This is a genomic window from Novosphingobium meiothermophilum (assembly GCF_003171715.1).
GTDB classification, from domain to species: Bacteria; Pseudomonadota; Alphaproteobacteria; order Sphingomonadales; family Sphingomonadaceae; genus Novosphingobium; species Novosphingobium meiothermophilum.
On sequence record NZ_QGHL01000012.1, the window covers coordinates 1 to 17,233 of the forward strand.

At 63.0% G+C, this 17,233-nt stretch carries 15 protein-coding genes, 1 pseudogene and 1 other annotated feature; of the genes and pseudogenes, 8 read left to right on the plus strand and 8 right to left on the minus strand.

Features of this window, described 5'->3' with window-relative positions:
- Positions 1-14: 14 nt before the first annotated feature.
- Positions 15-98 (plus strand): annotated as a pseudogene (locus tag DKM43_RS16710) (ABC transporter permease); the annotation flags it as partial.
- Here DKM43_RS16710 and DKM43_RS11745 read toward each other — a convergent pair.
- Positions 58-1,005, minus strand: coding sequence for an alpha/beta hydrolase (locus tag DKM43_RS11745; protein ID WP_236632540.1), 948 nt, complete (start codon positions 1,003-1,005; stop codon positions 58-60). The pseudogene DKM43_RS16710 and the gene DKM43_RS11745 overlap by 41 nt on opposite strands.
- 414 nt (positions 1,006-1,419) lie before the next feature.
- On the opposite strand from DKM43_RS11745, the gene DKM43_RS11750 reads away from it, so the two are divergent.
- Positions 1,420-2,601: a glycoside hydrolase family 68 protein gene (locus DKM43_RS11750; protein WP_109798713.1), complete on the plus strand. Its 1,182-nt coding sequence runs from the start codon at positions 1,420-1,422 to the stop codon at positions 2,599-2,601.
- Here the strand turns inward: DKM43_RS11750 and DKM43_RS11755 are convergent.
- From DKM43_RS11755 to DKM43_RS11770, 4 genes are all read right to left on the minus strand, one after another.
- A complete protein-coding gene (locus tag DKM43_RS11755) occupies positions 2,594-3,595 on the minus strand; it encodes a LacI family DNA-binding transcriptional regulator (protein ID WP_109798714.1) in 1,002 nt (333 codons plus the stop codon). The genes DKM43_RS11750 and DKM43_RS11755 overlap by 8 nt on opposite strands.
- A 101-nt stretch (positions 3,596-3,696) precedes the next feature.
- Positions 3,697-5,415 (minus strand): carboxylesterase/lipase family protein, encoded by a 1,719-nt coding sequence (locus DKM43_RS11760; RefSeq protein WP_109798715.1) that lies wholly within the window; start codon positions 5,413-5,415, stop codon positions 3,697-3,699.
- Between the two features lie 64 nt (positions 5,416-5,479).
- Positions 5,480-7,537, minus strand: coding sequence for a TonB-dependent receptor (locus DKM43_RS11765; protein WP_236632541.1), 2,058 nt, complete (start codon positions 7,535-7,537; stop codon positions 5,480-5,482).
- A gap of 187 nt (positions 7,538-7,724) precedes the next feature.
- Positions 7,725-8,804: an alpha/beta hydrolase gene (locus tag DKM43_RS11770; RefSeq protein WP_236632542.1), complete on the minus strand. Its 1,080-nt coding sequence runs from the start codon at positions 8,802-8,804 to the stop codon at positions 7,725-7,727.
- Between the two features lie 177 nt (positions 8,805-8,981).
- Here DKM43_RS11770 and DKM43_RS11775 point away from each other — a divergent pair, with 177 nt between their 5' ends.
- The gene (locus DKM43_RS11775; RefSeq protein WP_201739859.1) at positions 8,982-10,061 is read left to right on the plus strand and encodes an alpha/beta hydrolase fold domain-containing protein; all 1,080 of its coding nucleotides are present in this window, start codon (positions 8,982-8,984) and stop codon (positions 10,059-10,061) included.
- Positions 10,062-10,083: 22 nt separating this feature from the next.
- On the opposite strand, the gene DKM43_RS11780 is transcribed toward DKM43_RS11775, so the two are convergent.
- The gene (locus tag DKM43_RS11780) at positions 10,084-10,458 is read right to left on the minus strand and encodes a winged helix-turn-helix domain-containing protein (RefSeq protein WP_109798718.1); all 375 of its coding nucleotides are present in this window, start codon (positions 10,456-10,458) and stop codon (positions 10,084-10,086) included.
- An 80-nt stretch (positions 10,459-10,538) separates the two neighbouring features.
- On the opposite strand from DKM43_RS11780, the gene modA reads away from it, so the two are divergent.
- Genes modA through DKM43_RS11795 form a run of 3 tightly spaced genes read left to right on the plus strand, consistent with a single transcriptional unit; the run spans position 10,539 to position 12,750 of the window.
- Positions 10,539-11,357 (plus strand): molybdate ABC transporter substrate-binding protein, encoded by an 819-nt coding sequence (gene modA / locus DKM43_RS11785; protein WP_109798800.1) that lies wholly within the window; start codon positions 10,539-10,541, stop codon positions 11,355-11,357.
- A 6-nt stretch (positions 11,358-11,363) separates the two neighbouring features.
- Positions 11,364-12,029, plus strand: a complete 666-nt coding sequence (modB, locus tag DKM43_RS11790) for a molybdate ABC transporter permease subunit (protein ID WP_109798719.1) — start codon at positions 11,364-11,366, stop codon at positions 12,027-12,029.
- A complete protein-coding gene (locus DKM43_RS11795) occupies positions 12,022-12,750 on the plus strand; it encodes a sulfate/molybdate ABC transporter ATP-binding protein (RefSeq protein WP_109798720.1) in 729 nt (242 codons plus the stop codon). The genes modB and DKM43_RS11795 overlap by 8 nt, the downstream gene beginning before the upstream one ends.
- Before the next feature lie 19 nt (positions 12,751-12,769).
- On the opposite strand, the gene DKM43_RS11800 is transcribed toward DKM43_RS11795, so the two are convergent.
- Positions 12,770-14,263: a SulP family inorganic anion transporter gene (locus DKM43_RS11800; RefSeq protein WP_109798721.1), complete on the minus strand. Its 1,494-nt coding sequence runs from the start codon at positions 14,261-14,263 to the stop codon at positions 12,770-12,772.
- Positions 14,264-14,324: 61 nt separating this feature from the next.
- Positions 14,325-14,380: a sequence feature (sul1 is cis-regulatory element that is thought to sense ions involved in sulfur or methionine metabolism; They are found in Alphaproteobacteria), on the minus strand.
- Positions 14,381-14,577: 197 nt separating this feature from the next.
- Here DKM43_RS11800 and sorA point away from each other — a divergent pair.
- Both sorA and sorB read left to right on the plus strand, forming a co-directional pair.
- Entirely contained in the window at positions 14,578-15,777 is a 1,200-nt protein-coding gene (gene sorA / locus DKM43_RS11805; protein ID WP_269089618.1) for a SorA family sulfite dehydrogenase catalytic subunit, read from the plus strand.
- Positions 15,777-16,088 (plus strand): SorB family sulfite dehydrogenase c-type cytochrome subunit, encoded by a 312-nt coding sequence (gene sorB, locus DKM43_RS11810; protein ID WP_236632543.1) that lies wholly within the window; start codon positions 15,777-15,779, stop codon positions 16,086-16,088. The genes sorA and sorB overlap by 1 nt, the downstream gene beginning before the upstream one ends.
- Before the next feature lie 10 nt (positions 16,089-16,098).
- Here sorB and DKM43_RS11815 read toward each other — a convergent pair whose 3' ends face one another.
- Positions 16,099-17,190, minus strand: a complete 1,092-nt coding sequence (locus DKM43_RS11815) for a YeiH family protein (RefSeq protein WP_109798722.1) — start codon at positions 17,188-17,190, stop codon at positions 16,099-16,101.
- Positions 17,191-17,233: the final 43 nt, after the last annotated feature.

Below are 17,233 nucleotides of genomic sequence, written 5' to 3' on the forward strand. Positions count from 1 at the left end.
GCAGTTTCAACAGGCTGGGACTCTGGACCCTCTATATGAAGGAGGTCAGACGCTTCTTCAAGGTCCAGACACAAACCATCTGGGCCCCTGCCGTCTCATGAAGGCGGCAAACAGTTGAGGCCATTGCCCCGCTGGTGCGTTTGAAGGCCCGATGCCAAAGCCGTGGCCTCCTTCCTCGAAGAGGTGAAGCTCCACCGGTCGCTCGGCCTGTCGCATGGCATCGAGAAACAGCAGGGAGTTCTGATAAGGCACCGGTTCATCGTCGAGCGCATGCACCAGGAATGCAGGGGGTGTTTCCGGCCCGACATGCCGCGCGGGTGAGCGCTTTGCGATTGCTTTCGCTGAAGGGGACGGGCCGAGCAGCATGGTGGCCGACTGCTGGTGTGTGAACGGCGGCTGTGCGCTGATGACCGGATAGATCAGCGCCGAACAGAAAGGCATTGGATCGATCCGGTCCGCTTCATCGCGGGGCTTGTAGGTCTGCTCGCGGCCTCCGGTGATCAGCGATGCAGCAAGATGTCCGCCAGCGGAAAAGCCGATCACGGCAACATTGGCGGGGTTGATGCCGAATTCACTGGCACGGCTCTTGATGAGGCGCATTGCGCGCTGGGCATCCTGAAGGGGCACATCCGCGCGATTTTCCCAGCCCTCGCCGGGCAGGCGATAGACCAGAACGAACACGGTATAGCCCAGATCGGTAAAGACGCGCGCAACATCGGTGCCTTCGTTGCGTATCGACACAAAGGTATAGGCCCCGCCCGGAATGGCGAGGATGGCCTGCCCGTTCCCCTTTACCGGACGGAAGACGCGGATTTCGGGATGGATGACGCCGGTGATGAAGGTGGGGTCGAGAGCGGCAGATGGCTTGGGCACAATGCCGGTCGCGCCCGGTGGCGGGTCATTCCATAGCGCGATAGCCGGGGCATTCGTCCATTCGGCGGGCAACGGTCCGTTGCCCTGCGGAATCTTCAGCGCTTCGCGCGCGGCATTGACGGACGAACCCATGAACAGCAATCCACTCCCTTGAAGCATCTGCCTGCGATTGATCGGCATTCGCATCACCTTACCTCGCAACCTGCGCACGATCCGGCATGTCGCGCCATGCCAAGCCGGCATTCCTCAAACTTCGGCTTTCCCGCCAACCCGGTTGCCTCTGTGCTTCTCTTAGAGGAACGAGTGTCAAACTTCATCACAAAAGACATGATTGCGTAATCGATTGCACTGGGCTACCAACCCTCAACGGAGATCACCTGCACGCTTGGGACTGGCTGTCATAATCACCGATTTTATTGGAGAACCTGAGTCTGACCTTCTGCTCCGGGATGGTCTTGTGCACCGTCCCAGACCGCAAGCAGGTGCTTCTTTAGTGAACGATTGCACGCATAGGCGGAGCGCCGTGCAACAAGAGGATGACCAAGGATGGTGACGATCGCTTCCGGCAACGAAGAATGCGCAGATGATCGTCATCGCTCCGTGCCAACGCAGTGGTCCGCCCCGGATCTTGAAGCACTGGTTCTGTCGGAAGATAATACGATCCCGGCGTTTTCTCTCGATCGTCGGCTACGGCTCGGCACGTTTGATCTGTGGGACATGTGGCCCGTGGAGCGGGCTGATGGAACCTTGCCGCGCTTTGACGGGGCTGCACTCTGGATGGTGCTGACAGCGCCTGCGTCCGATGATCCCGATGACCGCCATGCCCTGGCACGTATCCGTCTGCTGAGCGAGAGGAATGGCAGCTGGAGCCTGCACCAGCCGGTCTTTCCCGATGGCTTTACGCCAGGCAGCCGGGAATGGTCGGGTTCTGCCGTGCTGGATGAGAGCGCAGAGACACTGACTGTTTATTTCACGGCGGCCGGAAGACGCCAATCTGCGGCCGTGACGCTGGAGCAGCGGCTGTTTCAGGCACAGTGCCGCTTCTCGGCAAGGCAGGAGGAGATCACGCTCTCGGAATGGTCGGCACCGGTCGAATCCGTCATCGCCGATGGCATCGATTATGCAGTGGCCAACCAGACTGCCGGGACGGGCGGCGAGATCCTCGGATTTCGCGATCCGGGCTTCTTCTGCGATCCGGCAACCGGGCATTCCTTCCTGTTCTTTACCGGATCCTGCGCACGATCCCCGGCGCGCTGGAGCGGAGTTATCGGCGTTGCCGAAGCCGACAAGAGCGCGCCATCAGGCTGGAGGCTCCTGCCTCCGATCCTGACCGCTGCGGGCTTCAACAACGAGCTTGAACGCCCGCACATGCGCATGGTTGACGGGCGCTATTACCTGTTCTGGTCAACCCAGCGAAAGGTCTTTGCCGCTGGCGGTCCTTCCGGTCCGACCGGCCTTTATGGTGCGGTGGGCGACAGCCCGCTTGGCCCGTTTGCCTTGCTCAACGAGAGCGGCCTTGTTGCCGCGAATCCTGCCCAAGCCCCGGCTCAGGAATACAGCTGGTGGGTATTGGATGACCTTCAGGTCATTGGTTTTGCCGACTTCCCCGGTGTTGAACACCCCGCCGCGATCGGAACCGCTGGCCAGCGGCGTAGCGCATTTGCCGGATACCCTGCGCCCTTCTTCCGCATCGCGCTCGATGGCCGATGCTCCCGCGTGATCAGGTAGATCCGCGAACGATGACATGCGGTTCGATCTGGCGCGATGGCGTTGCCTCGCCGCCAATCCGGCGAAGGAGCGTTTCGGTCAGCAACTGCGCGCCGTGGCGAAGCTGCTGGTCGATGGTGCTGAGCGGCGGGCTCATGTGTTCGCCGATCGGCAATCCGTCGTAACCGATCACGCGAACGTCATCCGGCACGCGCTTGCCCATGTCGCGCAGTGCACGGATGACGCTGATCGCGGTAACGTCCGAACCGGCAACTATGCCATCGGGCATGTCGGGCAGACTCTGCAGCTTCTCGCGCACATCGGCATAGGCGGCATCGGGTTCGAAATGCGTGGGCAGCTCTAGCAGGGGCGCTCCTCCTGCTTCGAGCACGGCCAGTCGCGCCCCGTCGACACGTTCGCCAAACTCGGAACCTTCGAGCGGTCCGGCATAGGCAATCCTGCGGCAGCCCCGCTCGATCAGATGCTTTGCAGCCAGCCTTCCGCCCAGGCGGTTGTCCGATCCGATCGAGCAATGGTGCTGACCGGGTGAATGGCCGCCCCAAACCACCATCGGTTCATAGCGGCGCGATACCGTCTCTATGACATGGAACTGGTCCGACTGGCCAACCACGACGATGCCATCCACCCGGCCACTGCCGATGAAACGGTCCATCCAGCGATCGTTGCGCGGCAGGATGCGCGACAGCAGCATGTCGTATCCGTTCTCGGCAAAGGCATCGGCAAGGAAGCCGGTCATTGTGTTGAAGAACGGGTCCGAAAGGTGTTGCAGCGCTTCGTGACCAAGCGGCACGAGAACGCCGATCGTCATCGTGCGCTGGGTGCGCAGATTGCGGGCAGCGATATTGGGTTGGTATCCAAGCTTTTCGGCAAGGGCCGCAATGCGCTTGCGGGTATCGTCGCTCACACGGCCTGAACCGGTCAATGCGCGCGATGCGGTTGCGGTGGAAACACCCGCCAGTTCCGCAAACTCCTTGAGATTCCTGACACTGACCATGGACGATGAAACTGCTGCTGCCTTCGTTCAGAGGTTGCTTCAATCCTGACCTGCGCCATCCCCACACCACGATGCGCGCGACGCAAACCCGTTCCGCCAGATCACGCCAGTGTGGCGCGCTCGGCTGCATCGGTTTCGCCGATCATCACAGCTTCCCGGCCGAGTTGCAACGATGCCATATCGTCCTTGGAGACCGCGCGCCAGACCGGCAAGCCGCTGGCCATGGGAACGCCGCTGGCGGCGAAGGCCAGAAGCGCCTTGCTCATCCTTGCGGAAAGCGCCGTTGCCTCCGGGCCGCCTCCGGTCATCGATGCGCATTGCGCCGCATTGCCGAACCAGAATGGAATATCGAGGCAGTGGAAGGCTTTCGGCCGTCCATCAAGCACTGGTGTCTGCCAGGTGAACCAGAACAGGTAAGTGGGCGCGGCGCCGCTTTCCAGCCTTCGCCTTGCCTGATCGATCACCGACTGGCGTATCGGCGCCGTGGCAATGCGTGACCACAGGTCGAACGGGCGCGCATGAGGAGCGGCTGTCCGGAATCCACCAAGCACGGCGGCGGCCCTTTCCGGAGCGAAGCGCCCGACCGCATCAAGCAGTTCTGCCTCGGTCATGGCGTCCGCATCGGGCTTGTTGATACCGGTTACGAACTCGTTGAGCGTCGAGCCTATGATAAGCGGCACTTGCGGATCGCAGCGCGGATGATCGGGGTGCTGCGGGTCGGCAAGAATTACCCGCCCGTCGAGCGAAGGGGCAAAGTTCGTCATCGCGGGAATGCGTCGGACATCGACGAAGCCGTCGAATGCGGGGTTGATCCGCGCCAGAACCTTTTCGGCTGCGGCCTGCATTGTCGCGTAGGGCAGGGCCTGCAAGGCCGCGATATCACCCCGTGCAACGCCAAGTTCTTCCAGCAGCAGGGCCGACAGGCGTCGCGACCGGTCCGGCCGGTTGAACATTGCGAACGATCCGCTCAGGACCATTGCGCGGTGGTAGAGGCCCTTCGCGGCCGGCATGGCCATCAGTGCCGTCACCTTGGCGCCGCCACCCGATTGGCCGAAGATGGTCACGCGCGAAGGATCGCCGCCGAACCGGACGATATTTTCCGCAACCCAGCGAAGCGCGGCCACGATATCGAGCATGCCATGGCTGGCGGACGCGGCAAAGTCTGCACCCCAGTCGGAAAGATCGAGAAAGCCGAGCAGATTCAGACGGTGATTGAGCGTGACCACCACCGCATCGCCGGTCGCGGCAAGGTTGGTCCCGTCGAATGCGGGAATATCATGGCCGGACCCTGCTGCGAAGCCGCCACCGTGGAGCCACACGAGAACGGGACGGCGCTTGTCATCGAGCGCAGGAGTCCAGATATTGAGTCTCAGGCAATCCTCGTTCTCGACCGCATCGTTCCAGCGGAAGATGAAGGCTTCCTCGTCATTGAGGCGGCCGGTTCCCTTGTCTTGCGGCGCAATCGGGCCGTAGTGTAGGCACGAGCGGACACCCCGCCAGGGCTGGACCGGTTGGGGTGGGCGAAAGCGGTTTGTCCCGCCGGTCGGCGCTCCATAGGGAACGCCCTTGAACATGAGGACCGGACCCTGCCGATAGCCGCGCACCAGCCCGGCCGTCGTTTCTGCCATGGTGCGCTGCGGATCGGTCTCGATCGCGGCGTCGCAGGGCGCGTGATGCATGGTCTTCTCCGGCGCAGCGAGGGCCGATGATGATACTGCCACGCCAGCACCCGAAACGAGCACAGCCTTGATCATGCTGCGGCGATCGGTCTGGCTGGTGGATCGACAGGTCGCCGACCGGCATTTCTCGGCTTCCGGCATTGGCCGTGCTCCCTTCGGTCTGGCTGGCGATGCCCCTGGTGTGCGGGGCATCGCCGTCAGGAGCCTAGTTGGTGTTGAGGCGGAAGGTTATGCCGACGGTGCGCGGGCGCGGACCTGCCAGCAGGGTTGGCCCATTGGCCGCCGTTGGACCGCGCAGATCGGAAAGGTTGTCGCCGAACAGGCGCACCTCGTAGCGATCGAACCGCACGCCGATGCTCGCCTGATAGAGCTCGTAGGGGTTGATCTCGTTGACCGTGGCATCGCCTAGGCGGGAGCGGCCCACGAAGGTTGCCGAACTGGTGGCGAACAGCGTGGCGTTGCCGATCGGCCGTTCGTAGCTGGCATCGAAGCGGAAATTGTGCGTCGGGGTGTTCAGCAGACGCAGACCATTCGATACGCGCGGATCCGCGCCTGAGAAGGCGGGACGGACCTTGGTGAACTTTGAATCGTTCACGTTCCCGATGGCATTGAGCGTCAGGCCCTTGAGCGGTGTGCGCCATGTCATCTCAAGGTCGATACCCTGCGCCTTGCCATCGCCAAGGTTCGCGAATGCGGCAAGTCCGATCGATGTGTTGAAGGCGCTCTGGATGTTCGTGTACTTGATGTCGTAAAGGCTCATCGCCACGCGCAGGTCGCCGTTGAACAGCGAACCCTTCATCCCGATTTCGAGGTTGCGCAGCTTGTCGGGCGTAAGCGAAATATCGCTGGGCACCCCATCCGCAATCACGGCGTCGGCCTGCGCTTGCGATTGCAGGATGCCGCTGCGGAAGCCGGTGCCGGCATTGAAGAACAGCATCCAGTTGGGCGAGGGATTGATCGCAAGGTTGGCGCGCCAGGTCAGCGCTTCGGGTGTTGCCTTGCTTTGCACCGCGACGCCGTTCGAGATCGAGTCCGAATTGCGGCTGTCCTTGAAATAGCGCAGCCCCACCAGTGGCACGACCTTGCCATCGAACAGTTCATAGCTGGCTTCCGAGAAGATCGCCGCGTTCTCGGTCTTGGTGATGGTCTGGCCGCTGAGCGCGAAGGCAGGGAAGGTCAGGTTGAAGGTGTAGAGGCTGCGCGCATTCTGGTAGAACACGCCCGCAACGCCCTTGAACGGTCCGGCGTCGTTTGTCGCAAGGCGAAACTCGTTGACGAAGTTGCGCGCATCGCCGCCGTTGATCAGGACGCCTGTGCCAAGCGGCGCGCCGAGGTTGAGGCCGACCTGAAAGCCGCCCGGCAACGACTTCTGGTAGGAGGTCGCATTGGTGAGCGTCACCCCGCCGAACTCGCGCTCGATCGTATTGGACGCATACCAGGCGCGGCGCCGGTCAAAGCCCACCACATCGCCCTGAAACGCCGCAAACGGCGGATCTAGCGAGTTGATGACATTGAGATACTTCTGGTCCATGCTGAAATACCAGAAGCGGGTGCGAACCGAGGTCAGGTCATCCGGCTTCCACAGCAACACGGCCTGAATGTCCTTGGAGGTGACGTGGTTGGCGTCCTTCTCGCGCGGGGTGCCGGTGGGTGCGTCAGAATAGATGTCTGCAACGCCCGCTCGCCGGTCGTATCCGCCGCTCACGCGCAGGGCGAGCTTTCCGGGCACGAGCGGCAGAGAGATCGCGGCCGCCCCCCTGTAGTTCGGATCGCTTGCCTCGACGGTCTTCGAAAGTTCAAGCTCGCCAGCAGAGGTCACGCGCTCAAGGTCGGGGTTCTTCGTGTGATAGATGATCGTTCCCGCCGATGAACCAAGCCCGTAGAGCGTGCCTTGCGGGCCGCGCAAGACTTCGACCCGCTCGATGTCGAAGTATTGAACCGGCGGTGCAGCCTGATTGTTGGGAACACCGAATGGTGTGTCGTCGAGATAGTATCCGATCAGCCCATCGCCGATAGGGCCGCCTGCGCCCGACCCGCGGAACGAGAAGATGCGATAGCCCGCCCCGATTTCCTGCGCCTGCGAAGCACCGGGGATGAGCTGGATCAGGTCCGCACCATCGCGGACATTGCGCTGCTTGAGCAGATCGCCGTTGAACGCCTGAATCGCCAGCGGAACCTTGTCGAGCCGCACCGAGCCGGACTTCAGCGCGGTAACGACGATTTCGCCCGCATTGGCAGGTTCATTCGCGGTTTCGTCAGCCACGTCCTGCGCAAAGGCCGGCGCTGCCAGAGCAGTTCCGAGCAGCGCGGATGCGCACAAGTTACGCCGCAGCGCGCGAATCTTGTTATGAGCCTTCATGCTTGTCCTCCCATGTTCTGCAGGATGAGTAAACGATTACGCAAATTGTGGTCAAGACGGTTCCGGAGTTCTGTTCCACGCTTCCTTGCTCTCAGGCGGCGGTCTTCGAGAATGCGGCGCGCAGCCTGCGCTTCCAGGCGGCAACGAATGCCTGCGAGACAGTTGCTTCCGGCACCACGAAATCAAAGCCGTGGAAGGCACCGGGCGTGACCAGCAGTTCTGTCGACACGCCTGCCTGAATCAGTCGCTGCGCATAGGCGATGTTCTCTTCGACGAAGAGGTCTATCGAGCCGACACCAATGAAGGTGGGGGGCAGTCCGGCAAGATCTGCCACGCGTGCGGGCACGGCTCCTGCCGGAACTGTCCGCCGTCCCGCAGGCTGTCCCAGAAGGCTGCTCCAGCCAACCACGTTCCCGGCCTCGTTCCAGCCGATCGTGCCAATGAACGATGGCACCCGCCGGGTGCTGCCGGTGCGGTCGTCAAGCATTGGATAGATGAGAATCTGGCAGCACAATGGCACGCTGCGCCGGTCGCGTGCGGCGATGGCCAGCATTGCCGCCAGCCCGCCTCCGGCGCTTTCCCCCATGATCGCGATGCGAGATCGATCAACGCCCAGCGCATCGGCATTGGCATGGAGCCAGACCAGCGCGGCATGGCAATCTTCCAGCGGTCCCGGAAAGCGCGTCTCAGGCGAGAGGCGGTAATCGACCTCGACCACGACGCAGTCCATTTCTTCTGACAGGCGCTGTGATGCCGGGATCGTGTCATCCATTCGGCCAACAATGAAGCCGCCGCCATGAATGTGCAGCACGGCCGGGCGCAAGGTCGCCTTGCGGCCCGCTCCGATGACGGCAATACCAACCGGCGGTTGGCCTGAAGCACCGGCAACCGTTCGCAACTCGACCGCTGGCGCGGGCGACGGCAGCACGGGCGGTGGCGGTGGTGCCGACTTTCGCATGCCAAGGATTGCGGCGTGGTTAAGCGGTTCGGGCAGGGGGCGCGAGAGAATCACCTTGGCGCCATCGCGCAATTCAGGATCGAGCAGCGTCATGGGGTCGATTGGCTGCCCGGCTTTTGCGGCCGGACCGGCCAGTGCAGGTGTCTGCACAATTGCTGGCGCCGCTGCGGCGGCCAGTGCCACCTTGCCGAATGTCCTGCGCGTGAAGCTCACGTCCTGTCTCTCCCTGTGCCCTCTCATATGGGGCTTGGTGCTTGCGTAATCGTTTTCTTACACCTTGCAAGGAATAATGCAATCGATTACGCAATCGCGTGGCTGAAAACGCGTGGCCGAACAAGAGCCGGAAAATGCAGATAGCACGAGGATGGGGTTATGGCGGGGATGTGGAGAATGGCTGCTTCATGTGTGGCGCTGGTCGCCGTGGCTGGCTTTGGCGCGAGCGCCGGGGCGCAATCCGCACCGCCGACGGTCATCAAGGTTGAGGACGATGGCACAGTGCATGTGCCTGCCATGGCGGTGCCGGTTTCCTCGATGCTGAGCCCGCAAGCCAAAGCCTATGTCGCCGAGCATCTCAAGGCGATGCAGGATCCCCAGCAGGTGAGGCAAGTGGCGGGCGTTCCCGTGTTCATGCAGGGCTATCTTGCAAGGGCCAGGGACACATTCGCCTACGACCTGACCGATCACCAGATCGGCGGGGTGCACGTCTATGACTACAGGCCCCGCGAAGGCATTGCCCGCAAGAACGCAAGGCGCGTGCTGATCAATCTTCACGGCGGCGGTTTCATGGGGTGTTTTCCCGGTTGCGCCGAACTGGAATCGATCCCCGTGGCGGGCTTGGGCAAGGTTCGCGTGGTGTCGGTGGATTACCGTCAGGGGCCTGACCACGTCTTTCCTGCGGCGAGCGAGGATGTGGCCTCGGTCTATCGCGAACTTCTCAAATCCTACCCGGCGCGCAATATCGGCATCTATGGCTGTTCTGCCGGAGGAATGCTGACCGGCATGGCTACTGCGTGGTTCCAGAAGCATGGCCTGCCGCGGCCCGGCGCGATCGGCGTATTCTGTGCCGGCCTGACAACATCCGCTTTCGGCTTCGGGGGCGACGCCGACTACATGACTGCCGCCATCGGTGACGCCCGGCCTGCGCCGGAATGGCCCGCCCCGGCCGGCTTGCCATGGACGCAACTGCCCTATTTCAAGGGCAGTGACCCCGCCGACCCCACGGTTGCCCCCGGTTCCTCGGACGAAACCCTCCGACGGTTTCCGCCAACACTGATCATTACCGGCACAAGAGGGTTCGAGCTTAGCTCCGCCGTCAAAACGCATTCACGCCTCGTTGCGCTTGGCGTCGAAGCCGATCTCCACGTCTGGGAAGGGCTGTTCCACGGCTTCTTCTATAACGTCGACGTGCCGGAATCGCGCGAAGCCTATGACGTAATGCTTCGCTTTTTCGACCGGCACCTTGGCCGCTGATGAGGCCATGCACGGTGCGGCGTCAGCGGGCATCCTCGCTTGGTTCCAGCAGACCCAGCAGGGCGGCGGCGTGGCTGTCAGCCGTGTCCTTGAGGGCGTTTTCCAGCGCGCGATAGGCAGCCAGCACGGCATGTCCGCGCTCGGTCAGGCGTGATCCGCCGCCGCTGCTTCCGCCCTTTTCCGTCTCTACCACCGGCGCGCCCCAGCACTGGTTCAGGGTGTCGATCATGTCGCGCGTGCGGCGATAGCTGATACCAAGCGTGCGTCCGGCTGCGGCAATCGATCCGGTCTGCTCCACCGCGTCAAGCAGGTCGGCCTTGCCCGGACCAATCGCGATCCGCTGCCCTACAAGGATCTGGGCCTTGATCTTGAGCCGGGCTGCGCCGTCCTGTGTCATGGCCTCGTTCCTAGCATTACCCCGAACCTTTCGCCAAACCCGGCTTGACCGCTCCTATTGCAGCCGCGATGTATGTGCAGATGCACATCGAGTTGAGCAAGCACCTGTCCGGGCAAACCATCTTCGGGAAACTCTGGCTGATCGTCGTGGGCTGCATCTTGCTTGCGGCCTGCGGCCGGGCAGATCACGCACCACCGCGGATCGCGGCGGCGGCGGACCTGCGTCTGGCCCTTACCGAGGTTGCGGCCGCGTTCGAGCGGGAAACCGGCAGGAAGGTTGAACTGGTGTTCGGTTCTTCCGGGAACTTTCACCGGCAGTTGCAGCAAGGTGCGCCGTTCGAGATGTTTCTTTCCGCAGACGAGCACTATGCGCTCGATCTGGCTTCGGCCGGGAAGGCGGCGGATGAAGGGCGGCTTTATGCCGTGGGACGCATCGCCCTGATTGCGCCAAGGGGCTCGCCGCTTCGGGTTGACGGCACTCTTGCAGGGCTGCGCGATGCCCTCTCGCGCGGCCAGATCAGGCGCTTTGCCATCGCAAATCCCGATCATGCCCCCTACGGCAAGCGGGCGCAGGAGGCGCTGGAGCATGCCGGGCTGTGGCAGGGTCTGAAGGGCAGGCTGGTCATGGGCGAGAACGTGGCGCAGGCGCTTCAGTTTGCCACCGAGGGCGGCGCGCAGGGCGGGATCGTCGCGTGGTCTCTGGTGCAGGATCCGGCTCTGGCCAACAAGGCGGATCACGCGCTCATCCCGGCAGATTGGCACGAACCCTTGCGTCAGCGCATGGTCCTGATGAAAGGGGCAGGTGAGACCGCACGTCGCTTTTACGCCTTCATGGGCGAGCCTGCGGCGCGGGCCGTCTTTGTGCGCTACGGTTTTGCCCTGCCTGACGAATTGCACTGACCACCCGTGGACTGGCAGGCTCTTAACCTATCGCTGGCGCTGGGCGGGATGACCGTGCTGATCCTGCTGCCGCTGGCCTTGCTGCTGGGGCGCTGGCTGGCGTTCACCCGCTTTCGCGCACGCGCGCTGGTCGAGGCGCTGGTGACACTGCCGCTCGTCCTGCCGCCCACGGTCATCGGTTTCTACCTGCTTTCGGGCATGGGGCCGAACTCGCTGATGGGCAGGGTCTGGACCGCCCTGTTCGGAGATGGACTGGTGTTTACCTTCGAGGCGGTTGTGATCGCCTCTGTCATCGTCAACCTGCCCTTCGCGGTTCAGCCGGCGCAGCGGGCCTTCGAGGCTATCGGGCAGGATCTGCGCGATGCGGCGGCAACCTGCGGCCATTCGGGCTGGGCCAGTCTGTTGCGGATCGAACTGCCTTTGGCCTGGCCGGGGCTGGTTACGGGGGCGGTGCTGACCTTCGCGCATACCCTTGGCGAGTTCGGCGTGGTGCTGATGGTTGGCGGATCGATTCCCGGCGAAACCCGCACACTGGCCCTTTCGATCTATGACCGGGTGCAGGCCTTCGACATGGCATCAGCCGATCGCATGGCCCTGCTTCTCATGGCCATCTCGCTCGTGACCATGACAGCCACTTTCCTCCTTGCCCGGCGGACGCGTCACCATGGCTGACGGGCTGGAGGTTTGCCTGCGACAGCACGCGCCCATGCCGCTCGACTTCAGGTTGAGCGTTGCGCGCGGCGAGACGATTGCCCTGGTTGGCCCGTCTGGTGCGGGAAAGACGACGGTGCTGCGCTCCATTGCCGGGCTGCACGCCCCGGAGACAGGCACTGTAGCCTGCAACGGGCGGGTCTGGCTGGATAGTGCAGGGGGCATCAATCTTCCGGCCAGAGACCGGCGCGTGGGCTTCGTGTTCCAGTCCTATGCCCTGTTCCCGCACATGTCGGCACTTCAGAATGTGATGGAGGCCATGCTGGAACTGCCGCTGCCCAGACGGCGGGCCGAAGCCCTGCGTCTGCTTGATCAGATGCAGCTCCGGGGCCTCGAACACCGGGGTCCCGCGCAATTGTCTGGCGGGCAGCAGCAGCGTGTGGCCTTGGCCCGCGCGCTTGCCCGAAAGCCGGATGTCCTGTTGCTGGATGAGCCGTTCTCGGCGGTCGATCATCCCACGCGGCGCCAGTTGCACCGGTCGCTCCAGACCGTGCGGGACGCCAGTGACATTCCGATCCTGCTGGTGACGCACGACATCGATGATGCCGCTCGCGTGGCTGACCGGCTGTGCCTTGTCATCGCAGGCCGCAATGCCGAGACCGGTGCGGCCGCCACCATGCTTGGCAAAGCCACATCCCGGTTGGCCCAGTGGATGACGGGCAGCGATCCGGCCGCACCGTGATCGCTGCCCCTCCTTCGCCTCAGTGCGGCACGGCCCCCAGTTCGAACCCGGTCTTGTCGTGCATGGCAAAGCGGTCGACAATGTCGGCGCTGGCTTCGTTGTAGCCGATAACGTCCACGACTGATCCGTCACGGCGCAAGCGGGCAATGATCTTGTCGAGCGCACCCACGCCAGAGATGTCCCAGAAATGCGCGCGCGACACATCGATGGTGACAGGCCGCCCGCCTTCGGCCTGAAATGCCTGCGTGAAGCGGTCGACCGAGGCGAAGAAGATTTCGCCCCGGACCTTGTAGAGCACCATGCCCTCGCTCCCGTCCTCGATGCGTTCCACTGCGAACATGCGGCGCACCTTGCCCGCAAAGAAGATGCCTGAAAGCAGCACACCCGTCAGCACGCCCAGCGAGAGGTCGTCTGTCGCAACGACCACGATCACGGTCGCCACCATGACAATCGATGAGGTAGGCGGATGGCGCCGCAGGTTCGGGATCGAGTTCCAGCTGAACGTGCCGATCGAAACCATGATCATCACCGCAACCAGTGCGGGCATCGGGATGCGCCCGACCCATGGGCCAAGCACCGCGAGCAGGAACAGCAGGAACGCCCCGGCCACGAAGGTGGACAGGCGGCCTCGGCCACCGGAGGTCACGTTGATGACCGACTGGCCGATCATCGCGCAGCCGCCCATGCCGCCAAACAGCCCGGCCAAGATGTTGGCGCTGCCTTGCCCGGCGCACTCGCGCCGCTTGTCGCTATCGGTGCCGGTCATGTCGTCGACGATCTGCGCGGTCAGCAGTGATTCAAGCAGGCCGACCGCCGCCATCGTCAGCGAATAGGGGGCAATGATCTTCAGGGTTTCCAGCGTGAGTGGCACCTGCGGCAGGGCGAAGAATGGCAGACCGTCAGGCAGCTTGCCCATATCGCCAACGGTATTGACCGGAAGGTTCAGCCAGATGCTCAAGCCACTGAGCACGAGGATCGCCACCAGCGGAGAAGGCACGGCCGTGGTCAAGCGTGGAAAAAGGTAGATGATGGCAAGGCCGCCTGCGACCATGGCATAAGTTTCCCAGCTCACGTTCGTCAGCTGCGGCAACTGCGCCATGAAGATCAGGATGGCGAGCGCGTTGACGAAGCCGGTGATGACTGAGCGCGAGACGAACTGCATCAGCAGGTCCAGACGGATCAGGCCCGCGATGATCTGGATCACGCCCATCAGGATGGTGGCGGCAAAAAGATATTCCACTCCGTGCGCGCGCACCAGAGGGCCTACCAGCACGGCAACGGCCGCAGTTGCCGCAGAGATCATGGCTGACCGGCCGCCGGTAAAGGCAATGACCATGGCAATGGCCACCGAGGCATAAAGGCCGACGCGGGGATCGACCCCGGCAATGATCGAAAAGCCGATCGCTTCGGGGATCAGGGCAAGCGAAACCACGATGCCGGCAAGCACATCACGGCGTATCTGAAGGGGATCACCAAGCCACTGGCGAGGAGAAAACAAACGGGAATTGGTCATTATTGGTCCACAACAAGGCACGCGGTGCCAGCCGGCACCGGAAATAACAGGCGTGCATGATGTTTCCCCGGCGGATTGGCGGCCGGGATAGCCACCCGGAATCTCACCGGGTCCTTGCGATTGGGGGCCGCTTAGACGGCAAGGGCGGTTGTGCGCAAGAGGTTTGACCTGCCGGATGATTGGAAACCGCCAGCTCACCACCACGAGATCGGGCAAGGGGGCGGCACAATTATCGCGACACGAACGGCCTTGTCTATCGATGGACAACGCGGCAGGATCGTCGCGAATCCCCTGCGACAGCCGGAGAGTTTATCGTGCCGATTGATCGTCGCTATTTCATTGCAGGAGCAGGCGGCGCGCTGTTGGGCGCAGGCAGGCTTGTCCGTGCTGCCGAGATGACCGACCTGCCATTTGCCAACGGCGCAAGGCCGCTGGTGCAGATGCCGCAAAAACGTCCGCTAATCTTGCAGACTTCGCGCCCACCCCAGCTTGAAACCCCGTTTTCCGTGTTCAACGAAGGGTTGTTGACGCCCAACGATGCCTTCTTCGTGCGCTATCACCTGTCGGGACTGCCGCCTGAGGTCGATCCGCGCACGTTCCGTGTGACAGTCGGCGGTCATGTGAAACGGCCTCTCAAGCTTTCCCTCGCGGCCTTGAAGCGCGATTTTCCTGCGACCGAGCTTGTGGCGGTGAACCAGTGTTCGGGCAATGGACGCGGTTTTATGGAGCCGCGCGTTGGCGGCGGGCAGCTTGGCAATGGCGCCATGGGCAATGCACGCTGGCGCGGTGTGGCTCTGCGCCATGTTCTGGAAAAGGCAGGCGTTCGTGCGGGGGCACGGCAGGTGACGTTCAACGGGCTGGACAATCCCCCGCTCGACGGCATCCCCGATTTCGTCAAGGCGCTCGATATCGATCATGCCGCCAATGGCGAGGTTATGCTGGCATGGTCGATGAACGGCGAGGATCTGCCCTATCTCAACGGTTATCCGCTTCGCCTTGTCGTGCCCGGATATTACGGCACCTACTGGGTCAAGCACCTTCATGAAATCAACGTGGTCGATGAAAACTTCGATGGCTACTGGATGAAGACCGCCTATCGCGTCCCCGACAATGATTGCCACTGTCTGGAGCCAGGGCAGAAAGCGGATCGCACTGTGCCGATCAGCCGCTTCAACGTCCGCTCGTTCCTGACCAGCCATGCCGAAGGCGATCGTGTGCGGGCAGGTGCTCTTAGCGAACTGCGCGGTATTGCCTTTGCAGGGGGCGATCCGGTGCGGCGGGTGCTCGTATCGGCCGATGGGGAGCGGACCTGGCAGGAAGCGCGGCTGGGCGAGGACATGGGGCGCTATGCATTCCGCGAATGGCGGATGGGGCATACCTTCATGCCGGGACGCCATGCGGTGAAAGTGCGGGCAGAAACGGCCAGTGGCGAGATTCAGCCGCTGGCGCAGCGCTGGCAACCGGCCGGATACATGCGCAACATGGTCGAGACGGTTACGGTGGAGGCGGTGTGATGCGTGTTCTGCTGGCTTGTGTCGGGTTGGCTCTCCTGTCGGCGGCTTCGGCGGCATCGGGGCAGAAACCTTTCACGATTGAACTGCCCGATGAAGTGGTGCCCGCCGCACTTGCCGACGAAGAGGCCGAGCCTGTGGTGGCGGCCTGTTCAACCTGCCACTCGCTGGACTACATCACCACGCAGCCGCGCGGCAAAGGCGCTCAGTTCTGGCGCGATACCGTTGCCAAGATGATCAATGTCTACCAGGCACCGGTCGAGCCGGACGAGGCCGGGAAAGTAGCGGAATTGCTGGGCAGGCGTTTCGGCTGAAGCGTCGCCTTCAGGCGAGCATCAGCGCAAACAGCAACGAGGCAACGAAGCTGACAAGCGTGGCCATGGCCACGGGAATGGCCGGCTTAAGCCCCGTCTCCAGCAGAAGGTCGAGCCTGCTTCGCATGGCAGTGGCAATGACCGCAAGCAGCAGCAGCCCTTTTGAGCCGTCAAGAGCCGCGTCGCGGGCAGGCTCCGGAATGGTGATCATCGAGTTGACGAGAACGACGGCAAAGAAGGCAAGGATGAACCATGGCAGGGCCAGCCGCTTCCACAGCGGAGCATCGCCTTTGCCCTGCGCGCTGCCGATCGCAATGCCGGTCACGATGACAACCGGCGCGAGCAACGCCACGCGCGAGAGCTTCACGATCGTGGCATAGCTGCCTGCACTTTCCGAGAAGGCGTAGCCTCCGCCGATGGCCTGTGCCACATCATGGATGGACGCGCCTATGAGGAAACCGGCCTGACTGTCGGTCAGCGCAAGGTTCTCAGCGATGACCGGATAGAGCGACATGGCCAGCGCACTGGCGACCGAGACGACCACGAGCGTTATGGCAAACTGCGACTGGCTGAGCCGTTCGCGGCCGATGATGCCGTAAAGCGCCATCGCGGCACTGGCCCCGCAAATTGCCGTGGCGCCGCCTGCCAGAATCCCGGTGTAGCGCGATTGACCCGCCAGCCTTGCGCCGACAATGCCGGCAAGAAAGGTTGCGGTCATGATCGCGATCAGCGCCGCAAACGGCTTTGGCCCCAAAGAGCCGATCTGGTCGAATGTGACCTGAAGCCCCAGCAGGACCACGCCGAGGCGCAGACAGGTGCGCGATGCGAAGTCAAGGCCCCGGTGGCTGCGCGGATCCTTGGCCACGAAACTCAGCGAAAGGCCGATCAGCAGGCCCAGAAGAATGATCGGGAAATGGTAGTGTTCGGAAAGCCACGCCGCTGCGGCCGCCGCAATGGCGCAGATCGCCAGACCGTGAAACACCGTCTCGCGCACTGGTGCTGGTGGCGGGGTCAGCTCCGCAAGATGGATTTCGCCAAACAGGTCCGCCGCCGATGGCAGCGAATCCCAGTCGATCGTCTGGCCAGTGTTCTGGCGTTCCAAGCGCTGCTCTCCCGGTTTGCCCCTTGTCGGACGCTCGACAGCT